Here is a 21,053-nt window from a genome sequence, read left to right on the forward strand (position 1 = left end):
GCGTCAGCGCGCTCCCAGCAGCTCGGCCAGCCGGTCCATGGACTGGGCGCCGCCCTTGGGGCCGTCGGCGCGGACGATGGCGTCGCGCGCCTCGACGGACGGGTGCACCGACCGGGCCACGTACCGGGTACGGCCGCCGGCCTCCTCCAGCCGGACGGTCTCCAGGGCCACCTCGCCCGGCGTGCCCTCGAACTCCCACGTGCGCACGTACCGCTCCGGCGGCACGACCGCGTGGTAGACGCCGCCGAAGGCGTACTCCCGGCCGCCGGCGTCGGTGTTGACGAAGCGCCACCGGCCGCCCGGCGCGACCTCCATGGCGTCCACCCGGGTGTCCAGCCAGTGGGGGCCCCACCAGCGCGGGATCAGCGCCGGGTCGGTCACGACCCGGAAGACGACGTCCCTGGGGGCGTCGAAGGCGCGGATCATGATGATGTCCTGGCGGCCGGGTTCGATGACGAATTCGGTCTCAGCCATGGTCACGTCCTTCCTCGCTGTGCCGGAGCTTGCCGATCTCCTGGTCGAGCCGGTCGAAGCTGCCGGTCCAGCGTTCGCGGTAGCGGTCGATCCACGCGGAGGCGCCCTCCAGGGGCTCCGTCTCCAGGCGGCAGGGCCGCCACTGCGCGTCGCGTCCGCGGCTGATCAGCCCGGCCCGCTCCAGCACCTTCAGGTGCTTGGACACGGCCTGCAGGCTCATCTCGAAGGGCTCGGCCAGCTCGTTGACCGTCGCCTCGCCGTCGGCCAGCCGGGCGAGGATGGCCCGCCGGGTGGGGTCGGCCAGGGCGGCGAAGGTGAGGCTGAGCTGGTCGTCGGGCATCGGTGCGTACGTTCCTTCCTGGGCGGTCCCGACCCTAATGGTCCACGATCGCGCCGCAGGAGACGTTCACGGTCGCCGACGTCATGGTCCGGGCCCGGTCGGAGGCGACGAACGCCGCCACGTCGCCCACGTCGGCCAGGGTGGCGAGCCGGCCGAGCAGGGTGGGCTCGCGCAGCTCCGCCTCCAGCGCGGCCTTGCCCGGGAACGAGTCGGGGATGCTCTCCGGCACGCCGCCGGTGATCAGGGTGACCACGCGCACGCCCTGCGCCCCGGCCTCGCACGCCCACTGGCGGCGGATGCCCTCCATGGTGTCCAGCGACACCTTGAACCCGCCCAGCCCCGGCTGCGTCTGCGGCCCGCCGCCGCCGAACAGCAGGACGACCCCCGAACCGGCCATGTGCCGCACGGCGGCCCTGATGGTGAGGAACTGGGTGCGCGCGGCGACCTGGATCGGCCGCAGGAAGTCCTCGACGGAGATCTCGGCCAGCGGGCGCTGCACGTCCTGGACGGAGACGGCGTTGAACGAGACGTCGATGCGGCCCTCGCGGGCGGCCACCGAGCCGGTGAACGCGTCGACGGCCTGCTCGTCCAGCGCGTCGACGAGGGCGGTCTCCGCCGTGCCGCCGGCCGCGCGGATGTCGTCGGCGACCTTGTCGAGCGAAGCCCGGGTGCGGCCGGCCAGGAAGACGCGGGCGCCCTCGCGGGCGAAGGCGCGGGCCACCGCGCCGCCGATCGAGCCGCCGCCGCCGTAGACCACCGCGACCTTTTCTCGGAGAAGCATCTCTTCCTCCTTGTTCAACCCATTGGTTTATCAACCTATAGGTTGAATAAGCGACGGTGTCAAGAACTGGACAGTCCTGGAGGCTTTGTCCGATCTTGTCAGGACCCCGGGGCGGTGTTACCTCTGGCGGGACGGGCGTCAACCGCGCGTCTTCCGTTCCCAGGAGGAATCGTGTCCACCAGACCCTGGTTACGCAGCGCCGTGATCGCCCTCGCGGTCACCGCCTCTGCCCTGCCCCTGACCGGCGCCGCGCGGGGCGAACCCGGCGGGCAGGCCCCGATCGTCCACGACTTCCAGGCCGAGCAGCACGGCAGGCCGGACCTGGACAACCGGCAGGGCCGCGTCCCGCCGCCCGCCGGGCTCGGCGCACGGGCCGCCGGCGCGGAGATCCGCTGGAACGCCCTCGGCACCCCCGCCGTCGTCACCGGCGCCGCGCCGCTCGCCGAGGGCCTGGGCGAGGATCCCGAACGGGCCGCCCGCGCCTACCTGGCCGCCAACGAGCCGCTGTTCGGGCTGTCGGCGGAGGAGGTCGCCGGGCTGGAGAAGGTCGCGGTCAACCCCCTCGGCGCCGGTCACGCCGTGCTCCTGCGCCAGCGGTTCGGCGGGCTGCCGGCCGGGGTGGACGGGCTCGTCGCGGTCGGCGTCGTGCGGGGGAAGGTGCGCCACGTGACCTCCTCGCTCGCCCGCGGGCAGGCCGCGCCCCCGGCCGCCGTGATCAGCGAGGCGCGGGCCCTGGAGATCGCGGCCCGCGACGGCGGCGTGGACCTGGCCACGGCGACGACCAAGCAGGTCACGAAGGTGGCCGTGCCCGCGCCCGACGGCGTGCACAGCGCGTACCAGGTGGTGCTGATCGGCGGCGGGAAGGGCGAGGCGGCGGCGTACACCACCCACGTGGACGCGGTCACCGGCGGCATCCTCACCCGCGAGAACCTGGTCGACCACTTCGACCCGGAGAACCCGCGCTGGGCGGCCTTCCCGGCCAACCCGCCCGGCGACTACTCCGCCACCGACACCCGGCGGACCTGGTGCCAGGCGGCCGGGCCCGGCTGCGACCTCGCCATCGGCGGCGACCCGGCGACCGGCCGCGCCTGGGACGTGGACCACGCCACCGGCGCGCCGACCCACACCAGCGCGGGCAACGCCGCCCGGACGTACGAGAACCGCGCGAACGGCGACCCGTTCACCGTCGGCACCCGCGCGAACGCCCCCTCCCCCGACCGCGACTACGTCTATCCGTGGCGCAACACCTGGCACCGGGCCAAGTGCGACCCGGCGACGTTCGACCAGCCGGGCGAGGCGGACCTGGAGGCCGCCATCGCCAACCTCAACGCCATGCACAACCGCATGCACGACTGGTCCTACCGGCTCGGCTTCACCGAGTCCGCCTGGAACATGCAGGTGGACAACGGCGACCGCGGCGGGCTCGGCAACGACCCCGAGCTGGGCAACGCCCAGGCCGGGGCGCGCGTGGCGTCGGTACGCGACAACGCCAACCAGATCACCGGCCCCGACGGCGTCGCCCCGATCACCAACATGTACCTGTGGCAGCCGATCGCCGGCTCGTTCTACTCCCCCTGCGTGGACGGCGACTACGACATGTCGGTCATCGGCCACGAGTACAGCCACGCCATCTCCGGCCGCATGATCGCCGGCCCGAACGCCGGCTGGAGCGGCGCGCAGGCGGGCGCCATGAACGAGAGCACCTCCGACCTGTTCGCCATGGAGTACCTGGACGAGTACGGCTTCCGCTCCTCCGGAGCGACCCCGTACGTGATCGGCCCGTACGTCACGGGCGACCGGACGCGCGGCATCCGCAACTACGACATGTCCAGGTCGCCCCTGAACTACAGCGACCTCGCCTACGACCTGGTCGGCACGCAGGTGCACGCCGACGGCGAGATCTGGACCGCCACCCAGTTCGACGTCCGCGAGGCGTTCGTCAAGCGGTACGGCAAGGGCACGCCGGCCCGGCAGCGCGACTGCGCCGACGGGAAGGTGGCGGTGGACCGGTGCCCGGGCAACCGGCGGTGGGCGCAGCTCTCGTACGACGCCCTGCTGCTGATGGCCTCCGGCGCGGTCAGCTACGTCGACCACCGGGACGCGATCCTGGCCGCCGACGCCATCCGCTTCGACGGCGCGAACCAGGACATCCTGTGGCGGGCGTTCGCCGAGCACGGCCTGGGCAAGGGCGCGGCCAGCAACGGCCCGAACGACCCCGACCCGACGCCGAGCTTCGTCGACCCGGCGGGCCGCAACGGCTCGCTCCAGCTCAAGCCGCTCGGCGAGGCCAGGGACGCGGCCCTGCGGCTCTACGTGGGCGACTACGAGGGCCGCGCGGTGCCGGTCGCCGACACCGATCCGGCCACGCCGCTGGGCGACACCGTCGAGATGACGCCGGGCACGTACCGGTTCGTGGTGGCGGGCGCCGGGTTCGGGCACGCGCGGCTGACGTTCCCGGTGGTGGCCGGGGCCAGGTTGCCGCTCCCGCTGCCGCTGCCGCGCAACCTCGCCTCGGCCGCGGCGGGCGCGACGGCCGCCGGCGACGGCGTCAACCAGGCCCGGCTGATCGACGACACCGAGGCCACGAACTGGGCCTCGCGCACCGGCGCGCCGGCCGGCCGGTCGGTCGTCGTGGACCTGGCGGGCGACAGTCCGGTCACGGTGCGCAGGGTCCAGGTGAGCGCGATGCTCCGGCCCGACGTCGGCGACGCCGCCGATCCGGGCGGGCAGAACAGGTTCTCGGCGCTGCGCGCGTTCGAGGTGCTGGCCTGCGCCGCGAACTGCGCCGACCCGGCGAGCTTCAGGAAGGTCTACACCAGCCCGGCGGACGCGTTCGACGCCACGCTGCCCCGGCCGCGCGGCGCGGACCTGCTGGTGCGCTCCTTCCGGGTGCCGCCGACCAGCGCCACCCACCTGATGCTGCGGGTGGTCAGCAGCCAGTGCACCGGCAACCCGCGCTACGCGGGCGAGCAGGACGCCGACCCCGGCTCCGCGACCGACTGCGCCACGGCGAGCCCGGCGCGCGAGCAGGTGCGGGCGGCGGAGTTCCAGGCGTACGCCCACTGACCCGCCGGCGGGCCACCCGGCCCGCCCCTTCCAGGGGTGGGCCGGGCGGTCAGCTCGCGGGAATCGGCCGGGTGGTCAGAACGGGTAGTGGGCCTGTTCGGTCGCCAGGGTGATCCAGCGGGTGTTGCTGAACGCCTCCAGGCCCCACCGGCCGCCGAACCGGCCGTAGCCGGAGGAGCCGGCCCCGCCGAACGGCGCCTGCGGCTCGTCGCCCACGGACTGGTCGTTGACGTGCACGATGCCGGTCCGCAGGCGGCGGGCCACGCGCAGGCCGTGGGTGCCGTTCTCGGTGATGATCCCGGCGGTCAGGCCGTGCTCGGTGTCGTTGGCCAGGGCCACGGCCTCGTCGTCGGTGGCGAAGGTGCCGAGCACGCACACCGGGCCGAACGCCTCGCCGTAGTACAGACGGGCGTGCTTCGGCACATCGGCCAGCACCGTGGCCGGGTGCACCGCGCCGTCGGGCTCGCCGCCGCCGGCCAGCACCGTCGCGCCCTCGGCGACCGCGTCGGCGACCAGCCCGGCCACCCGGCGGGCGGCGTCCGCGCTGACCAGCGGCCCGATCACGGTCTCCGGCCGGGACGGGTCGCCGGCGGGCAGCGCGCGCACCTTGTCGGCGAACCGGCGGCCGAACTCCTCGGCCAGCGACTCGTGCACCAGCACGCGGTCGCCCGACATGCAGATCTGGCCCGCGTTCATGTAGACGCCGAACGCGGCGGCGTCGACCGCGTGGTCGAGATCGGCGTCCTCCAGGACGATGATGGCGTTCTTGCCGCCCAGTTCCAGCAGGGCGGGCTTGAGATGGCGGGCGGCGTGGGTGCCGATGATCCGGCCGACCTCGGTGGAGCCGGTGAAGTTGACCGCGCGGACGCGGGGGTCGGCGATGAGCGCCTCGGCGACCACGGCGGCGTCGGCCGGGTCGTTGGTGACCACGTTGAGCACGCCCGCGGGCAGCCCGGCCTCGTGCAGCAGGTCGGCGACGAACAGGCCGCACGCGATGGGGGCGTCCTCGCTGGGCTTCATGACGACGGTGTTGCCCGCGGCCAGGGCGGCGGCCACCGAGCGCACGCCGAGGATGATCGGCGCGTTCCACGGCGAGAAGGCGGCGACCACGCCGAGCGGCTCGCGCACGGCCAGGCCGAGCACGCCCTCCTCCTGCGCGGCGAGCACCTCGCCGCGCGGCGCGGTGATCGCGGCAGCGGCCTCGCGCAGCATGTTCGCGGCCAGCCCGACGTTGAACAGCGCCCACGGACGGGTGCCGCCGACCTCGGCGGCCATCAGCGCCACAGCCTGCTCGCCGCGCTCCTGGAGCAGGTCGGCGGCCTTGAGGAAGATCGCCCGGCGGGCGAACGGGCTGGTGGCGGCCCAGCCGTCGAAGGCGGCCTGCGCCGCGTCCACGGCTGAGGTGACGTCCTCGACGCCCGCGGCGGCCACCGTCGCGTACACCTCGCCGGTGTAGGGGGCCAGGTCGGGCGTCGTACGGCCGCTCAGGGCGGGGACGTTCTTGCCGCCGATCAGCAGCTCACGGGTGATGGTCATGCGGGCTCCCCTGATATCTCGGTAAGGACGCGCTGGGCGACGGCGAACGCCGCGTTGGCGGCCGGCACCCCGCAGTAGATCGCGCTCTGCAGCAGCACCTCGCCGATCTCGTCGGCCGTCAGCCCGTTGCGCACGGCGGCGCGGACGTGCATGGCCAGCTCGTCGAGGTGCCCGTGCGCGACCAGCGCGGTGAGGGTGACGCAGCTCCTGGTGCGCCGGTCGAGGCCGGGCCTGGTCCAGATCTCCCCCCAGGCGTAGCGGGTGATGAGGTCCTGGAAGTCCCTGGTGAAGGCGGTGGTGCGGGCGACGGCCCGGTCGACGTGGGCGTCCCCGAGCACTTCTCGGCGCACCCGCATGCCGGGGGCGGCGGGCAGGTGGGCGAGCAGCGCGGCGGTGACCCGTTCGGGCTGGTCGACGCCGGCCAGGTGGGCCGCTCCCGGCACCTCCACGAGCGTCGCGCCGGGGATGCCGTCGGCCAGCTCCCTGGCGTGCGCGGGCGGCGTGGCCGGGTCGTCGCGGCCGCCCAGGACCAGCGTCGGGACGGCGATGCCGGGCAGCTCGGCGCGCAGGTCGTAGCCGGCCAGGGCGTCGCAGCAGGCGGCGTAGCCGGCGGGGTCGGCGGCGGCGAGGTCGTCGAGCAGCGCCGGGTCGCCCGGCCCGGCGAACCAGCGCTTGGCCGTGGGCTCCAGCAGCGGCGCGGTGCCCCGCTCACGGACCAGCGCGGCCCGCTCGCGCCAGCCGTCCGGCTCGCCGAAGCGGGCCGAGGAGCAGATCATCGCCAGGGACAGCAGGCGTCCGGGGTGGCGCAGGGCCAGGGTGGCGCCGATCGCGCCGCCGATGGAGATGCCGGCGTAGTGGAAGGCGTCCAGGCCCAGGTCGTCGGCCAGGTCCAGGACGAGCCCGGCCAGGCCGTCGATCGTGGACACGCCGGACGACGGGGAGCCGCCGTGTCCGGGCAGGTCGAAGCGGACCACGCGGAACCTGCGGGCCAGCGCGGCGACCTGCGGCTCCCACACCCGGGTCGAGGTGCCGACCGACGGGCCGAGGACGATCGGCTCCGCGTGTTCCGGGCCGTCCACCCGGTGCTGCAACAACGTCACTTCTCCTCCAGCGCCCGCTTGACCAGGGCGGCGGCGGCGCCGGGCGGTCCGGCGACGGTCAGGGCGGCGCGCATGCGCCCGGGATCGACCCGCAGGCCGGCGACCAGTTCCGCGGCGTCGCGGGCGGCGCCGGCGACCAGGCGCAGCGCCTCGCGCAGCGGCTGCCATTCGGCGTGCCAGGCGCCGGGCGGGCGCTCGTCCTCGGCGGCGAGCGAGGCGTACAGGACGGCGGCCAGGGCGGGCACCTGGCGGGCCGCCGCGGCGATCATCGTGGCCCGCACGGGGTTGTGCTTGTGCGGCATCGACGACGAGCCGCCGCCGACGCCCTCGGACACCTCGCCGATCTCGGTCCGCGACATCACCAGCACGTCGGCGGCCGGCTTGCCCAGCGCGCCCGCGGTGAACGCCAGCGCCCCCGCCAGGTCGGCGACCGGGGTGCGCAGCACGTGCCAGGGCAGCGTGGGCGCGGCCAGTCCCAGCTCGGCGGCGAACCGGCCGGCCACCTCCAGCGCCCCCGCGCCTCCCTCGTCCAAGTCAGGGGCGGCGAACCGGTCGAGGGTGCCGGCGGGGCCGCCGAGCTGGGCGGGAAGCGCTTCGCGGACGACTCGGAGGCGGTCGCGGGCGTCGAGGGCCAGCTTCCGCCAGCCCGCCGCCTTGAGCCCGAACGTGGTGGGCACGGCCTGCTGGGTGAGCGTGCGGGCGGCCATGACGGTGTCGCGATGGTCCCACGCCAGCGTGGCGAGTCCGGCGGCCACCCGGTCGAGGTCGTCCAGGACCGGCCCGAGTGCCCGGTGGGCGACCAGCATGAGCGCGGTGTCGAGGATGTCCTGGCTGGTCGCGCCCGCGTGCACGTGCTCCGCGTACGGCCCGGCGGCCGCGCGCAGGTCCTCCACCAGCGGGATGACCGGATTGCCGCCCGAACGCGCCCGCGTGGCGAGCCCGGCCGGGTCGAACAGCTCGGCGCGGGCCGCGGCGGTCACGGCGTCGGCCGCCTCCCGCGGCGCGCGCCCGAGCGCGGCCAGCACCCGGGTGAGCGCGGCCTCCGCGTCGAGCATGGCCTGCAGGACCGCCACGTCGCCGGTCGCCTCGGCCCCGCCGCGCATGGGCGCGAGCAGCCCGAAGTCGCCCAGGGCGCCCGCGGAGGACGCGCCCGGGTTCCCGGTGCCGGGGTCAGCCGAAGTCAAGGAAGACCGTCTCCTTCTCGCCCTGAAGATGGATGTCGAAGCGGTGGACGCCCTCCCGCTCCTCGACCGCGACCAGCGTGCGCGCCCGGTCGGGCGGCAGCGAGTCGAGGAAGGCGTCGGGCCGCAGGTAGATGCGGGTGAACAGGTGGTGGAGCAGGCCGCGGGCGAACACGCACACGCTGATGTACCCGTTGCCCGGCTCGACCGTGCGCAGGGTCCAGTGGCCGTCGGCGTCGGTGGGGACGCGGCCGAACCCGCTGAAGTCGACGCCGTGCCGGCCGATGACCGCGCCGTTGACCGGGTCGCGGCGCAGCGAGCCGGGCGCGCCCGACAGGTCGCCCGTGGGGTCGGCCTGCCAGAACTCCAGCAGCGCGTCGGGGATCGGGGCGCCGGCGCCGTCGTAGACGCGGCCGTGCACGGTGATGCCGCCGGTGGCCAGGTCGCCGCCGCCGGGGAAGGGCAGCGCGTAGCCGTAGAACGGGCCGACCGTCTGCGAGGGGGTGGGGTTCATCGGCCTTCCTCCATCCAGGTCGCGGCGGGCCCGTCGAGCACGATGTCCCACCGGTAGCCGAGCGACCACTCGGGCTTGGACAGGTCGTGCGCGTAGGTGGAGACCAGCCGCTGCCGGGCGCCGTCGTCGGTGACCGACTGCAGGATCGGGTCGTAGGGGAAGAGCGGGTCGCCGGGGAAGTACATCTGGGTCACCAGCCGCTGGGCGAAGGCCGTGCCGAACAGCGAGAAGTGGATGTGCGCGGGCCGCCAGGCGTTGAGGTGATTGCGCCAGGGGTAGGGGCCGGGCTTGATCGTGGTGAAGTGGTAGCGGCCGTCGTCGTCGGTCAGGCAGCGGCCGACGCCGGAGAAGTTGGGGTCGAGCGGCGCGGGGTGGTCGTCGCGCTGGTGCAGGTAACGCCCGGCGGAGTTGGCCTGCCAGATCTCCACGAGCTGGCCGCGTACGGGCCGGCCCTGGCGGTCGAGCACCCGGCCGGTCACGGTGATCCGCTCGCCCAGCGGCTCGCCGAGGTGCTGCCGGGTCAGGTCGGAGTCGAGGGCGGTCACGTCCGTGACGCCGAACACCGGGCCGGACAGCTCGCTCGCCTCCGGGTCCTTCAGCGCGACCAGCGGCTGCTTGGGGTGGCGCAGCAGGGTGCTGCGGTAGGGGGCGTAGTCGCGCGCGGGGTGGTCGGCGGGCCGCTCGCCGCGGGACTCGCTCAGCGCGGCGATCTCGCGGTCGATGTCGGCCTGCGTGAGGGGTTCGGACATGGACGCTACCTTTCGAGTACGACGGCCAGCCCCTGGCCGACGCCGATGCAGAGGGAGGCGAGCCCGACGCCCGAGCCGGCCGCGGCCAGCCGGTGGGCCACGGCGCCGGTGACGCGGGCCCCGGAGGCGCCGAGCGGGTGGCCGATCGCGATCGCGCCGCCGTCGGGGTTGACCAGGGCGGGGTCGAGCTCGGGCAGCTCGGCCAGGCAGCCCAGCACCTGCGCGGCGAACGCCTCGTTCAGCTCGACGGTCGACAGGTCGCCGAAGCCCTTGCCCGCCTTGGCCAGCGCCTTGCGCACGGCCTCGACCGGGCCGAGCCCGAAGTAGCGCGGCTCCAGCGCGCTGACGGCGCTCGCGGTGAGGCGGGCCAGCGGCTCGCGGCCGCGCAGCCCCTCCTCGTCGGTCAGCAGCAGCGCCGCCGCGCCGTCGTTCAGCGGGGAGGAGTTGCCGGCCGTGACCGTGCCGCCGTCCCTTCTGAACACCGGCTTGAGCCGGGCCAGCGCCTCGGCCGAGGTGTCGTCGCGGATGCCCTCGTCCCTGGTCAGGCCGGCGATCGGGACGATCTCGCGGTCGAGGGCCGCCTTGGCCGCCTTCCGGTGGCTGCCCAGCGCGTACGCGTCCTGCTCCTCGCGGGTGATGCCGTGCTTGTCGGCGATCAGCTCGGCGCCCTCGCCGAGCGCGACCGTGTGCTCGGCGGGCATCCTCGGGTTGACCAGCCGCCAGCCGAGCGTCGTGGAGACCAGCTCCCCGCCGCCCGCCGGGAAGGCGCGGTCGGGCTTGGGCAGCACCCAGGGCGCGCGGGTCATCGACTCCACGCCGCCCGCGATCACCGCCGACGCGTCGCCGACCGCGATCGCCCGGTACGCCTGGATGATCGCCTCCATGCCGGAGCCGCACAGCCGGTTGACGGTGGCGCCGGGCGTGGTGACCGGCAGCCCGGCCAGCAGGGCGGCCATCCGGGCGACGTTGCGGTTCTCCTCGCCCGCGCCGTTGGCGTTGCCCAGGACCACCTCGTCGGCGCTCTCCTGGCCGGTCCGCTCGACCAGCGCCGCGACGACGTGCGCGGCCAGGTCGTCGGGGCGCACCTTGGCCAGCGCGCCGCCGTGGCGGCCGAACGGCGTGCGGACGGCGTCGACGATGTAGACGTCCTTCATGCGGTGACCTCCGCGTCGGTACGGTTGCGCAGCTCGTCCAGGCCCACGCCCGGCGCGCTCTCGACCAGGGCCAGCCCCTGCTCGGTGACGTCGAGGACGCCGAGGTCGGTGATGATCCGGTGCACGCATCGCCGGCCCGTCAGCGGCAGCGAGCACTCCTCGACGATCTTGGGTGAGCCGTCCTTGGCGTTGTGCTCCATGATCACGATGACCTTGCGCGCGCCGTGCACCAGGTCCATGGCCCCGCCCATGCCCTTGACCAGCTTGCCGGGGACCATCCAGTTGGCCAGGTCGCCGCGGGCCGAGACCTGCATCGCGCCGAGCACGGCCACGTCGATGTGACCCCCTCGGATCATGCCGAACGACAGCGAGGAGTCGAAGAACGACGCGCCGGGGAGCACGGTGACCGTCTCCTTGCCGGCGTTGATCAGGTCGGGGTCGACGTCGGCGGGCGCGGGGTAGGGGCCGACGCCGAGGATGCCGTTCTCGGAGTGGAGGACCACGTCGACGCCCGGCGGCAGGAACGACGGGATGCGGGTGGGCAGGCCGATGCCGAGGTTGACGTAGTCGCCGTCGCGCAGCTCGGCCGCCGCCCGCGCGACCATCTGGTCACGGGTCCAGCTCATTCGGTGACTGTCCTTTTCTCGATGCCCTTGTCGGCGGCCTGCTGCGGGGTGAGCGGGAGCACGCGCTGCACGAACACGCCGGGCAGGTGGACCTCGTCGGGGTCGATGTGCTCGGCCAGCTCCTCGACCTCGGCGACGGTGACGCGCCCGGCCATGGCGGCCAGCGGGTTGAAGTTCCTGGCGGCGCGGTGGAAGACCAGGTTGCCGGACCGGTCGCCCCTGGCCGCCCGGACCAGCGCGAAGTCGGTGCGGATGCCGCGCTCCAGGACGTACTCCCGGCCGTCGAACTCGCGCACCTCCTTGGGCGGCGAGGCGACGGCGACGGCGCCGTCGGGGTGGTGGCGCAGCGGCAGGCCGCCGTCGGCGACGGGGGTGCCGACCCCGGCCGGGGTGTAGAAGGCGGGGATGCCGCTGCCGCCGGCCCGCAGCCGCTCGGCCAGGCTGCCCTGCGGCGTCAGCTCGACCTCCAGGTCACCGCCGAGGTACTGCCGGGCGAACTCCTTGTTGTCGCCGATGTAGGAGGCGGTCACGCGGGCGATGCGCCCGGCGGCCAGCAGGATGCCGAGGCCGCCGCCGTCGACGCCGCAGTTGTTGGACACGACGCCGATGCCGGTCACGCCGGTGTCGTAGAGGGCCTGGATCAGCACGTTGGGGATGCCGCTGAGCCCGAAGCCGCCGACCGCGAACGACGCGCCGTCCCGCACGCCGGCCAGCGCCTCCGCGGCCGTCGCGACCACCTTGTCTCTCCGCACGACGCTCCGTTCAGCCGAGGATGTCCGCCGAGTGCCCGCCCGAAGGTGTTCGCTCTGCGAACTTTAGTTCACTATTATGGGTTCGAGTATCTGTAACCGGGGCGTTCCTGTCAAAGCCCCCACCTGGACGAGGAGTCGCCGATGGAACCGGCCGGGACCCTGGAGCGCGGCCTGGCCGTGCTGCGCGTGCTGGCCGCCGACCCCGGGCGGCCCATGCGCGCGACCGACCTCGTCCGCGCCACCGGGCTGGCCAGGTCCACGGTCGACCGCGTGCTGGCCACGCTCGTGCACCTCGGCCACCTGCGGGCCGAGGGCCGCGACGTGCTGCTCGCGCCGCCGCTGATGGAGCTGGGCGCGGCCTACCTGGCCTGCGACGGCCTCCAGGAGAGCCTGTCGCCCCTGGCCGAGCGGCTGGCCGCCGAGCTGGAGGAGTCGGTCTCGCTGGCCGTGCCCGACGGCGACGGCGTGCGCTTCGTCGGCCAGTTCACCCGGCGGCGGACGATGTCGGTGGCCTTCCGGGTGGGCGACCTGCTGCCCGCCGGGCGGTGCGCGGCCGGGCTGGCCCTGCTCGACCCCGCCGCGCCGTGGGCCGAGGACGACCAGCTCATCGAGCCGGGGCTGATCGCGGTCGCGCTGCCCGTCCGCGACCCCGGCGGCACGGCGGTCTGCGCGGTCAGCGTGGTCAGCCACACCAGCAGGCACACGGTGGCGGGGCTGCGCGAGCACGCCCTGCCCCGCCTGCGCGCGACGGTGGCGGAGATGGAGGCCGTCCTGGCGGCCCAGGCCGCCCGCCCCCGGGAGCCGCGCCGCGCGCCCGCCGGGCTGGACGGCTCGCGGGCCGTCAAGGAGGAGCTGGGCATGGGCTATCTGCAGTCGCTCGCCCGCGGCCTGGCCGTGCTGGTCTCGCTCGGGTCGGCGCGCGGCGGCTGCACGCTGGCCGAGTCCGCCAGGGTGACCGGCCTGCCCCGGGCCACCGTCCGGCGCGCGGTGCAGAGCCTGCAGGGCCTCGGCTACGCCGCCGCCGTGGGCGACCGCCACGTGCTGCTGCCCAAGGTGCTCGAACTCGGCTACGCCCACCTGTCGGGGCGTACGTTCGGCGAGGTGGTCCAGCCGCACCTGGCCGACCTGGTGGCGCGCGTCCGCGAGTCGGCGTCGGTCGCGGTGCTGTCCGGCGACGACGTGCTCTACGTGGCCCGGGTGCCCACGGTCAGCATCATGAGCGTGGACATCACGGTCGGCACCCGTTTCCCGGCGTACGCCACGTCCATGGGCCGGGTGCTGCTGGCCGGGCAGCCCGCCGCGCGGGTGGCCGCCATCGAGCCGAAGCCGCTGTCCCGGCACACGATCACCTCGCCGGACGAGCTGGCCGCGGCCGTGCGGCAGGCCGCCGCCGACGGCTACGCGCTGGTGGACCAGGAGCTGGAGGAGGGCGTGCGGTCGATCGCCGTCCCCGTGCGCGGGCCGGACGGAGGCGTGGTGGCGGCGGTCAACGTGGCCACGCACGCCGGCCGGGCCAGCCGCGACCACCTGCTGCGCGACGTGCTGCCCGAGCTCAGGCGGACGGCCGCGCGCATGGAGGCCGACCTCGCGCACACCGGCCGGCTCCCCTGACGGGCCGCCCGGCTGCCGACCGGCGCCCTGGCGGGCCTTCCGGCTACCGGGTGGCCTCGGCGCGGGCCTCGCTCGGGGTCAGGCCGTACCGGGCGCGGAAGAGGCGGGCGAAGTGGGCCTGGCTGGAGAAGCCCCACCGGTGGGCCACGTCCGCGATCGTGGTCTCCAGCGCGCGCGGCCCGGTGAGCTCGGCGTGCGCCCGGACCAGCCGCCGCTCCACGATGTGCCGGGCGGGCGAGCGGCCGGTGGACTCGAAGATGCGCGCCAGGTGCCGCACGGAGATGCCCATGACCCCGGCCACCTGCGCCGCCCCCAGGCAGGGGTCGTGCAGGTGCCGGTCGATGTAGTCCTCGGCGACGATGAGCTGCGACCGGTAGGCGTCCGGCCCGGGACGCCCGCCCGTGCGCTCCTCGGCGAGCTGCCTGAGCAGGTCGAGCACGGCCCGCTCGGCCTCGGCCGGGTCGGGCGCGGAGCGCAGGGCGGCCAGGCCGCCGATCATCGAGCGCAGCGCGGCCACGAGCACGCCCTCCCGCGCCGTCGCCCTGCCGAACACCATCGGCCCCGGCAGCCCGCCCGCCACGCACGCCTGCGCGAACAGCTCGCGCGGGACGTCCACCAGGATCTGCCGCATCGAGGAGGAGAACCCGAACAGGTACGGCCGGCGCGTGTCGTAGACGACCAGCTCGCCCGCCGTGGCGGCCAGGCAGCCGTTCTCGTGCAGGAACACCGCCTCGCCCTTGAGCAGCAGGGTCGCGAACACCGAGTCCTTCGGCGTGGACCTGACGGTCTGCGGGCTGCGCTCGATCGCGTGGGCGTTCCCGGCGATCTCGGCCAGCCGCAGCCCGGCCAGTTCGATGTTGGTCTGCCTGGCCAGCAGGCCGTGCTCGGAGTACGACGTGCACGACAGGCCCACCAGCGCCCTGCGGTTGTAGTCCTCCCAGAAATGGATGCGCTCGGCGGGTTCGACGTGCTCGGTCGTGGCCTGGGAGATCACGGAGACGGCGGACAAGGCGACCCTCCTCGCGTTCGTGCCGGTCAGGGGACACACAGCTTAGGTGAGATGTCACACAGCCAGATAGCCTCCGTCCACGGGGACGACCGCCCCGGTGACGTACGACGCGGCCGGCGAGCACAGGAACGCCACCACCGAGGCGACCTCGCGCGGCCTGCCCAGCCGCCCGCCGGGGATGCGGGCCAGCACCTGGGCCAGGGCCGGCGGGTCGTCGAGCACGCCCCGGGCCAGCGGGGTGACCACGAAGCCGGGGGCGACGGCGTTGACCCTGATGCCGTCGGCGGCGTACTCGGCCGCCAGCGACTTCGTGAGCTGGGAGACGCCGCCCTTGCTGGCGCTGTAGGCGGGCCGGTCCCTGCTGCCGGAGAAGGCGAACATGGAGGAGACGTTCACGATCGCGCCGCCGTGCTCGGCCAGCGCCGGGCGGGCGGCCTGGCAGGCGACCATGGTGGCGGTCAGGTTGACCTCGATGACGCGCTGCCAGCGGGCCAGGTCGTACTCCTCGCGGTCGTGGCTGACGCCCGCGCAGTTGACCAGCGCGTCGAGCGGGTCGCCGGCCGACAGCAGGCGGGCCAGGCCGCCCCGGTCGAGCACGTCGTGCTCCACCACCCGGACCAGCGGGTGCGCGGGCAGCTCGGCCGGGTCGGCGGGCGGCAGGCCGAGCGCGGTCACGGCGGCGCCCAGCTCGGCGAGGAGCACGGCGGTCGCCGCGCCGATGCCGGAGGTGCCGCCGGTCACGAACGCGTGCCGCCCGGCGAACAGCCCTGGGGCGAGTCCGTCGGTCACCGGAGCCGCCCCTCGTCCTGAGCGGGTCGTACCAGCACCTTGACCTGGTCCTCGCCGCGCAGCAGCGCCTCGAACCCGTCGCGGACCACGTGCTCCAGCGGGATGGTCGCGGTGACGATCGCGGCCAGGTCCACGCCCTCCTCGGCGACCATGCGGATCAGCTCGGGATAGGCGTCGCGGTAGCCGACGCTGGTCACGATCGTCTGCTCGTTGTTGACCAGGGCGAAGGCGTCGAGGGAGACCGTGCCGGTCAGCCCGAGGAACACCACCCGGCCGCCGCGTCTGGTGGCGGCCAGGCAGGCGCGCAGCGTGCCCTCCGAGCCGACGGCCTCGAAGACGACGTCCGCGCCCTCCCCGCCGACCGTCTCGGCCAGCCCGTCGCCCGTCGCCGTCTCGACGCCGAGACGGCGGGCCAGCTCCAGGCGGGCGGGCGAGCGGTCGGCGGCCACCACGCGGCCCGCGCCGGCCCGCGCCGCGAAGCGGGCCACGAGCAGCCCGATCGGGCCGAGCCCGAGGACCGCGACGGTGTCGCCGGCGCGGATCCCGGCCCGCCGCACCGCGTGCAGGGCCACGGCCGCGGGCTCGAACACCGCCGCCTGCTCCAGCGGCACCGACTCGGGCAGCCGGTGCAGCATGTACGCGGGCACCGTCGCCCGTTCGGCGAGCCCGCCGTGCCCCATCAGCCCGGCGAACCCGAAATGACGGCAGATGTTGTACTCCCCCGCCAGGCAGCGCGGGCAGTTCCCGCACCGGTAGTGCGGCTCCACCGCGACCCGGTCGCCCACGGCCAGGCCGGTCACGCCCGCGCCGAGGCCGGTGACCGTGCCGCAGAACTCGTGGCCGAGGACGATCGGCGCGCGCACGCCGGACTCCGGATGCGGCTCGCCCACGGGGATCGCGTGCGGGCCGTCGGCGTACTCGTGCAGGTCGCTGCCGCAGATCCCGCAGTACGCCACCGCGATCGCCGCCTCACCGGGGCCGGGCTCGCGCACGGGGACGTCCTCGACCCGCACGTCCTTGGCCCCGTGCCAGACCGCGGCCCTCACGCGGCCGCCCTGCGCAGCACCGCGGGGGCCGTCTCCTTCAGGGCGAAGGCGAGCCCCACCACGACCAGCGCGCCGCCGGCGGCGATGAACATCGCGGCCTGCAACCCCCACTGGTCGGACGCCCAACCGGCGACCATCGGGCCCAGGAAGCCGCCCGCCAGCTCGCCCACGCCCATGATCACGCCGAGCGCGGTGGCCAGCGCGCCGCGCGGCACGGTCTCGGCCGGGATGGTGGCCATGAACAGCGTGAAGCAGCCGAGCCCGGTGTAGGTGACGATCATGATCGCGCCGAGCAGCACGGGGCTCTCGACGTAGACCACGGCCAGCGGGCAGAACACCGCGAGCGCGGTGAAGCCGATCAGCGCGGGCTTGCGTCCCAGCCGGTCGGAGATGGCCGGGGTGGCGAAGCCCCAGAGCACCCAGGCCACGCCCAGGCACGTCATGACGCCGCTCATCGTGCCCGGCCCGAAGCCCTTCACCTGGGTCAGGTACGTCGGCGTGAAGGTGATGATGGTGACGAACCAGGTCAGGTAGCAGCAGGCGATGAGCATGCAGACGACGATGTTGCGCAGCTTCAGCACCTCGCCCAGCGGCACCCGCGGCTCCTTGGCGGGCGCCTCGGCCGCCGCCCGCGGCGACCGCTCGCGGACGAACTTGGCGATCAGCAGCGCCATCACCAGGCCCGGCACGATCGTGACGTAGAAGGCGACCCGCCAGTCGTAGGTCTCGGCGATCCACACCACGACCAGCGGCGCGAGGATGCCGCCGAGCAGCCCGGCCGACGAGCCCTGCAACAGGCCCATGTTGAAGCCCCTGCGGCGTTCCCGGCTGGCCTCGACCATGAGCGACTGCGCCATCGGCAGCACGGCGCCCTCGGCCGTGCCCATCAGCGCGCGGGCGGCCAGCAGCCCGGCGAACCCGCCCATCAGCCCGGACGAGGCCGAGAACAGCGAGAACAGCACCACGGCCACGACCAGGATGGGCTTGCGCCTGCCGAGCGCGTCGGACAGGCGGCCGGCGAACATCCCGGCCAGCGCCCAGGTGAGCGCGAGCACGCCGGACAGCGTGCCCAGCTCGGCGTTGGACAGGCCGAAGTCCTGGTCCATGTAGGGCGCCAGGAACGACAGCGCCTGCCGGTCGAAGAAGACGAAGCCGAAGGACAGGAAGAGGATGACGAGAAGGCGGTTCTCGTACCGGTCGGCGGCCCTGGTGTCCGGCGCGGCCGCGAGGTCGGTCATGACGCTCTCATTTCGGGGGATGCGGCGGGGCGGCGATCAGCGGAACAGGGAGTTGACGTAGTCGGCGCCGATGCCGACCTTCTCGTAGTGCTCGCGGCACATCTTGATGTAGTCGTGCACGTCGAAGAAGCCGTCGGGGTCGCCGTTCTCGTCCAGCCAGACCAGCGGGCCCTTGACGATGAAGAACGTCTTCATCGGCTCGCCGCTGTCGTAGGCGACCAGCGTGTGGCCCTCGCCCGGGGCCTCGTAGACGAAGTCGCCCGCGGTGGCCGTCCAGGGGCGTTCCAGGTAGCCCCACTTGCCGGAGATCGTGTACGCGAACACCTCGTGCGGGTGGTAGTGCCGGTTGACCAGCCCGGCCTCCTTGGCCCGCAGGATGTCGGCCCAGCTGTTGTCCTTGACGTTGATCCACAGCGGCCGGGAGCCGACGGTCTCGGTGAACGGCACGTAGTACCGGTCGTCGTCGGTGGCCACCTTGGACAGGTACACCTCGGGCAGCGCGTCCGGCCGGAAGGAGTTCTCGATCGGCCGCAGGTCCTTCCAGAACTCGCCGGTGGGGTTGTCGGGCATCTGAACGGCCCCTTTCGTGTCGTGTTCCCGGCAGTGAATCCCGGCCGGGCCGACACCGTCTTTCCCCAGGTGGACGTGGCGGCTTGCAGATTCAGGACATGCGGCCGCGCCCGCGTCAGGCGCCGAGGTCGCGCACCACGTTGTCCAGCCGCACGGCGAGGTCGTCGAGGGCCTGCCCGTCCGTCGCGGCGCCGTCGGGGAGCTGGGCCATGACGTCCTCGCGGCTGGCTATCACCAGCCCCCGGTGGGCGTCGTCGATCTCCGCGGCCCGCAGCACGACGCAGTCGCCCCGGACGAACACGAGCGTCGCGTCGGCGTGCTCCGACTCCAGCAGCCTGCGGACACAGTCACGGTCGATGAGAGACATCTCGGCTCCTTCTTCCCCTCAGCGGGCGTTTACCCCCACAGAAGGACCGAAACCCCAGGTGGTCGCCCCGGCGTCGCGCTAGCCGAAGGTGGGCGGGCCGCCGTCGTCGCGCGCGCGCCGCCGCGCGAACACCACCAGGTACGCGGCGGCGGCCACCGCCAGGATCGCCGGCGGCAGCGCCAGCGGCAGCCGTCCGGCCAGCACCGCGAGCACCGCCAGCACGACCCCGGCGAGCAGCAGCAGCGCGGCGGCCAGCAGGCGCAGGCCGAGCGCGTTCGACGGCGGCGGCTTGCGCGGCCAGTCCCCCTCGCCGCCGCCGTGCACGCCGGGCACGCCGGTGTCGCTCACCACGCCTGAGCGGCTGATCTCGTCCGGGGGCGGCGGCTCGCGCAGCACCGGAGCGAAGAACTCGTCCTCGGGATCGTCGTCTCGCCGGTTCATGAGGGTGACCCCTACCCAGGATTCCGGCCGCTCCCACGAGTGAACGGCGGGGCACCGGGAAGAGCTGTTGCTGGCGGTAGCGAGCCGCTCACCTGCGTGAACGAGGACTGAGGACATGACGACGACGCCGCATCCAGCATCGGGGGACGAGCAGCGCGAGCACACCCTGCGCGATGCCGTGAGGACGGACATCGAGAGCGTCGAGGAGCCCGCCCGGCTGCTCCGCGTGAGCGCGATGGCCCGCAGCCTGCTGGAGGAGGCCAAGGGGGTGCACCTGGAGGAGCGCGCCAGGGAGCGCATGCACCGCATCTACGAGCAGGCCATCCGGGAGGTCGCCGGTGCGGTCGCGCCCGAGCTGCGCGACGAGCTGGAGCGCCTGCGGCCCACCCCGGACGGCGGGACGCCGACGGAGATGGAGATCCGGGTCATGCAGGGGCAGCTCGTGGGCTGGCTGGAGGGCGTCTTCCAGGGCATCCAGGCCGGGCTCCAGCTCCAGCAGGCCGCCGCCCGCCAGCAGCAGCTCGGCCTGCACGCCGGCCGCGCCCTGCCCCGCCCCGACGGCGTCCGCGCCCAGGGCGACGGCAACTACATGTAGACACCGGAGCCGGGAGCCGTCAGCGGGACGGGCTCCATTCGGGCCGCCAGCCGGGGCGCAGGCGGTAGCCGTAGGCCAGGTGGCGCAGCGTCTGGCAGGGAGAGCCGGCGGCCTCGCCGCACACCGGGCAGAGAGCGTCCCCGGCCGACAGCGGCGGGGTGTGCTCGTTCAGCAACGCCAGTTCGGCGCCGCAGCGGGCGATCGCGTCGGCCGGGTCGTGCAGGGCGATGTGGATCGCCTCGACCGGGTGGAGCAGGTCGTCGTCGTGGAAGCCGACGCGGGTGACCGTCCGCCCGCCGCCGAACTCCAGCCGCCGCGCGCCGCCCGCGCCCTGGCGTACCGGGGCGGTGGCCGGGCCGGCGGCCGTGAGGTAGCGCCAGGGCCCGGCGCCGGCCGCCTCCGCGGTGGCCTTGTCGGCCTCGATCTGCGTGCGCAGCCACTGGACCAGCGTGGCGCCGTCGGTCTCGGGGGCGCCCTCGGCGCCCTCCAGCTCGCGCAGGAACGGGGTGACCGCCGCGTTCAGCTCGGCGACGAACGCCTCCAGCGACGCCTGGGCGTCGTCCAGGTTGGGCAGGCCCTCGGCGCGCGGCCGGGTGGGCGTCGGCAGCCGGTCGCCGGACAGGGGGATGCGCAGCTCCAGCGTGCTCAGGGCGGTCGGCGTGCCCTCCGCGCCGGCCGCGTACGGCTGCTCGCCCTGGTGCCGCCAGCTCGACCAGCCGTCCGGCAGCGGGACGGGCGGCGGCGCGGCGAGCTCGACCACGGCCAGCGGGTCGCGGCCGTCCTCGGCCCGGTGGCAGGCCGCGTCCAGGACCCGGGGGTGGGTGCGCACGTACGGCGAGTCGGCGACCGGCCGGGTGGCGACCTCCCAGGCGGCCAGCGCGAAGTGCAGCGGGTCCAGCGTGACGCCGCTCGCGCCCGGCTCCCCGCCCGTGGCCGCGAACGCGTGCCGCCACCTGCGTAGCTGTTCGCCGTAGTGCTCCTGCGTCCCGCCGTGCCCGGCGTCGATCCAGAACGCCTGCGTCGCGGTGCGAGCCGTGCTCTTCATGGCAGAACTCCCCTTAAATCCCCTATCGTGCTTTCTGCCCGGTATCGCGGGCGACCAACGCCTCCGGAC

22 protein-coding genes are annotated in these 21,053 nt (G+C 74.6%); 3 read left to right on the plus strand and 19 right to left on the minus strand.

The window, feature by feature from the left end:
- Positions 1 to 3: 3 nt before the first annotated feature.
- The 3 genes from ACWEJ6_RS07450 to ACWEJ6_RS07460 are packed head-to-tail and all read right to left on the minus strand — an operon-like array spanning position 4 to position 1,595.
- Positions 4 to 474, minus strand: a complete 471-nt coding sequence (locus ACWEJ6_RS07450) for an SRPBCC family protein (RefSeq protein WP_452422127.1) — start codon at positions 472 to 474, stop codon at positions 4 to 6.
- Positions 467 to 814, minus strand: a complete 348-nt coding sequence (locus ACWEJ6_RS07455; protein WP_387673018.1) for an ArsR/SmtB family transcription factor — start codon at positions 812 to 814, stop codon at positions 467 to 469. Before ACWEJ6_RS07455 ends, ACWEJ6_RS07450 begins: the two co-directional genes overlap by 8 nt.
- Before the next feature lie 34 nt (positions 815 to 848).
- The gene (locus tag ACWEJ6_RS07460) at positions 849 to 1,595 is read right to left on the minus strand and encodes an SDR family NAD(P)-dependent oxidoreductase (protein WP_387673015.1); all 747 of its coding nucleotides are present in this window, start codon (positions 1,593 to 1,595) and stop codon (positions 849 to 851) included.
- Positions 1,596 to 1,766: 171 nt separating this feature from the next.
- Here ACWEJ6_RS07460 and ACWEJ6_RS07465 point away from each other — a divergent pair, with 171 nt between their 5' ends.
- Positions 1,767 to 4,661 carry a M36 family metallopeptidase gene (locus ACWEJ6_RS07465; RefSeq protein ID WP_452422130.1) on the plus strand — a complete coding sequence of 965 codons (2,895 nt, stop codon included), beginning with the start codon at positions 1,767 to 1,769 and terminating at the stop codon, positions 4,659 to 4,661.
- A gap of 75 nt (positions 4,662 to 4,736) precedes the next feature.
- Here the strand turns inward: ACWEJ6_RS07465 and ACWEJ6_RS07470 are convergent, their stop codons facing one another.
- Genes ACWEJ6_RS07470 through ACWEJ6_RS07505 form a run of 8 tightly spaced genes read right to left on the minus strand, consistent with a single transcriptional unit; the run spans position 4,737 to position 12,273 of the window.
- Complete coding sequence (locus tag ACWEJ6_RS07470; protein WP_452422131.1) at positions 4,737 to 6,197, minus strand: aldehyde dehydrogenase family protein; 1,461 nt, start codon at positions 6,195 to 6,197, stop codon at positions 4,737 to 4,739.
- Positions 6,194 to 7,291 carry a bifunctional 3-oxoadipate enol-lactonase/4-carboxymuconolactone decarboxylase PcaDC gene (gene pcaDC, locus ACWEJ6_RS07475; RefSeq protein ID WP_387673244.1) on the minus strand — a complete coding sequence of 366 codons (1,098 nt, stop codon included), beginning with the start codon at positions 7,289 to 7,291 and terminating at the stop codon, positions 6,194 to 6,196. Before pcaDC ends, ACWEJ6_RS07470 begins: the two co-directional genes overlap by 4 nt.
- Before the next feature lie 2 nt (positions 7,292 to 7,293).
- The gene (gene pcaB / locus ACWEJ6_RS07480) at positions 7,294 to 8,481 is read right to left on the minus strand and encodes a 3-carboxy-cis,cis-muconate cycloisomerase (protein WP_452422133.1); all 1,188 of its coding nucleotides are present in this window, start codon (positions 8,479 to 8,481) and stop codon (positions 7,294 to 7,296) included.
- The gene (gene pcaG, locus ACWEJ6_RS07485; protein ID WP_452422135.1) at positions 8,468 to 8,992 is read right to left on the minus strand and encodes a protocatechuate 3,4-dioxygenase subunit alpha; all 525 of its coding nucleotides are present in this window, start codon (positions 8,990 to 8,992) and stop codon (positions 8,468 to 8,470) included. The genes pcaB and pcaG overlap by 14 nt, the downstream gene beginning before the upstream one ends.
- A complete protein-coding gene (gene pcaH, locus ACWEJ6_RS07490) occupies positions 8,989 to 9,741 on the minus strand; it encodes a protocatechuate 3,4-dioxygenase subunit beta (protein WP_352328074.1) in 753 nt (250 codons plus the stop codon). Before pcaH ends, pcaG begins: the two co-directional genes overlap by 4 nt.
- 5 nt (positions 9,742 to 9,746) lie before the next feature.
- On the minus strand, positions 9,747 to 10,895 hold the full coding sequence (locus tag ACWEJ6_RS07495) for a thiolase family protein (RefSeq protein ID WP_387673002.1): 1,149 nt from the start codon (positions 10,893 to 10,895) through the stop codon (positions 9,747 to 9,749).
- Positions 10,892 to 11,521: a CoA transferase subunit B gene (locus ACWEJ6_RS07500; protein ID WP_352328076.1), complete on the minus strand. Its 630-nt coding sequence runs from the start codon at positions 11,519 to 11,521 to the stop codon at positions 10,892 to 10,894. The genes ACWEJ6_RS07495 and ACWEJ6_RS07500 overlap by 4 nt, the downstream gene beginning before the upstream one ends.
- Positions 11,518 to 12,273 (minus strand): CoA transferase subunit A, encoded by a 756-nt coding sequence (locus ACWEJ6_RS07505; RefSeq protein WP_452422138.1) that lies wholly within the window; start codon positions 12,271 to 12,273, stop codon positions 11,518 to 11,520. The genes ACWEJ6_RS07500 and ACWEJ6_RS07505 overlap by 4 nt, the downstream gene beginning before the upstream one ends.
- 141 nt (positions 12,274 to 12,414) lie before the next feature.
- Here ACWEJ6_RS07505 and ACWEJ6_RS07510 point away from each other — a divergent pair, with 141 nt between their 5' ends.
- A complete protein-coding gene (locus tag ACWEJ6_RS07510; RefSeq protein ID WP_452422140.1) occupies positions 12,415 to 13,884 on the plus strand; it encodes an IclR family transcriptional regulator domain-containing protein in 1,470 nt (489 codons plus the stop codon).
- 43 nt (positions 13,885 to 13,927) lie between these two features.
- Here the strand turns inward: ACWEJ6_RS07510 and ACWEJ6_RS07515 are convergent, their stop codons facing one another.
- The 7 genes from ACWEJ6_RS07515 to ACWEJ6_RS07545 all read right to left on the minus strand — a co-directional run bounded on the left by ACWEJ6_RS07515 (position 13,928) and on the right by ACWEJ6_RS07545 (position 19,344).
- The gene (locus tag ACWEJ6_RS07515; RefSeq protein WP_364336830.1) at positions 13,928 to 14,893 is read right to left on the minus strand and encodes a helix-turn-helix domain-containing protein; all 966 of its coding nucleotides are present in this window, start codon (positions 14,891 to 14,893) and stop codon (positions 13,928 to 13,930) included.
- A 54-nt stretch (positions 14,894 to 14,947) separates the two neighbouring features.
- Complete coding sequence (locus ACWEJ6_RS07520) at positions 14,948 to 15,682, minus strand: SDR family NAD(P)-dependent oxidoreductase (RefSeq protein ID WP_364336828.1); 735 nt, start codon at positions 15,680 to 15,682, stop codon at positions 14,948 to 14,950.
- Complete coding sequence (locus ACWEJ6_RS07525) at positions 15,679 to 16,728, minus strand: 2,3-butanediol dehydrogenase (protein WP_452422142.1); 1,050 nt, start codon at positions 16,726 to 16,728, stop codon at positions 15,679 to 15,681. The genes ACWEJ6_RS07520 and ACWEJ6_RS07525 overlap by 4 nt, the downstream gene beginning before the upstream one ends.
- The gene (locus ACWEJ6_RS07530; protein WP_452422144.1) at positions 16,725 to 17,966 is read right to left on the minus strand and encodes an MFS transporter; all 1,242 of its coding nucleotides are present in this window, start codon (positions 17,964 to 17,966) and stop codon (positions 16,725 to 16,727) included. Before ACWEJ6_RS07530 ends, ACWEJ6_RS07525 begins: the two co-directional genes overlap by 4 nt.
- 36 nt (positions 17,967 to 18,002) lie before the next feature.
- The gene (locus ACWEJ6_RS07535; RefSeq protein ID WP_352324601.1) at positions 18,003 to 18,536 is read right to left on the minus strand and encodes a 2,4'-dihydroxyacetophenone dioxygenase family protein; all 534 of its coding nucleotides are present in this window, start codon (positions 18,534 to 18,536) and stop codon (positions 18,003 to 18,005) included.
- Between the two features lie 115 nt (positions 18,537 to 18,651).
- On the minus strand, positions 18,652 to 18,903 hold the full coding sequence (locus ACWEJ6_RS07540) for a hypothetical protein (protein ID WP_352352674.1): 252 nt from the start codon (positions 18,901 to 18,903) through the stop codon (positions 18,652 to 18,654).
- A gap of 78 nt (positions 18,904 to 18,981) precedes the next feature.
- Entirely contained in the window at positions 18,982 to 19,344 is a 363-nt protein-coding gene (locus ACWEJ6_RS07545; RefSeq protein WP_397192181.1) for a hypothetical protein, read from the minus strand.
- Positions 19,345 to 19,459: 115 nt separating this feature from the next.
- Here ACWEJ6_RS07545 and ACWEJ6_RS07550 point away from each other — a divergent pair, with 115 nt between their 5' ends.
- Positions 19,460 to 19,939, plus strand: a complete 480-nt coding sequence (locus tag ACWEJ6_RS07550) for a proteasome activator (RefSeq protein ID WP_452422147.1) — start codon at positions 19,460 to 19,462, stop codon at positions 19,937 to 19,939.
- Positions 19,940 to 19,958: 19 nt separating this feature from the next.
- Here the strand turns inward: ACWEJ6_RS07550 and ACWEJ6_RS07555 are convergent, their stop codons facing one another.
- Complete coding sequence (locus tag ACWEJ6_RS07555) at positions 19,959 to 20,984, minus strand: DUF6221 family protein (protein ID WP_452422149.1); 1,026 nt, start codon at positions 20,982 to 20,984, stop codon at positions 19,959 to 19,961.
- Between the last annotated feature and the right edge of the window lie 69 nt (positions 20,985 to 21,053).

The organism is Nonomuraea sp. NPDC004702 (genome assembly GCF_053601695.1).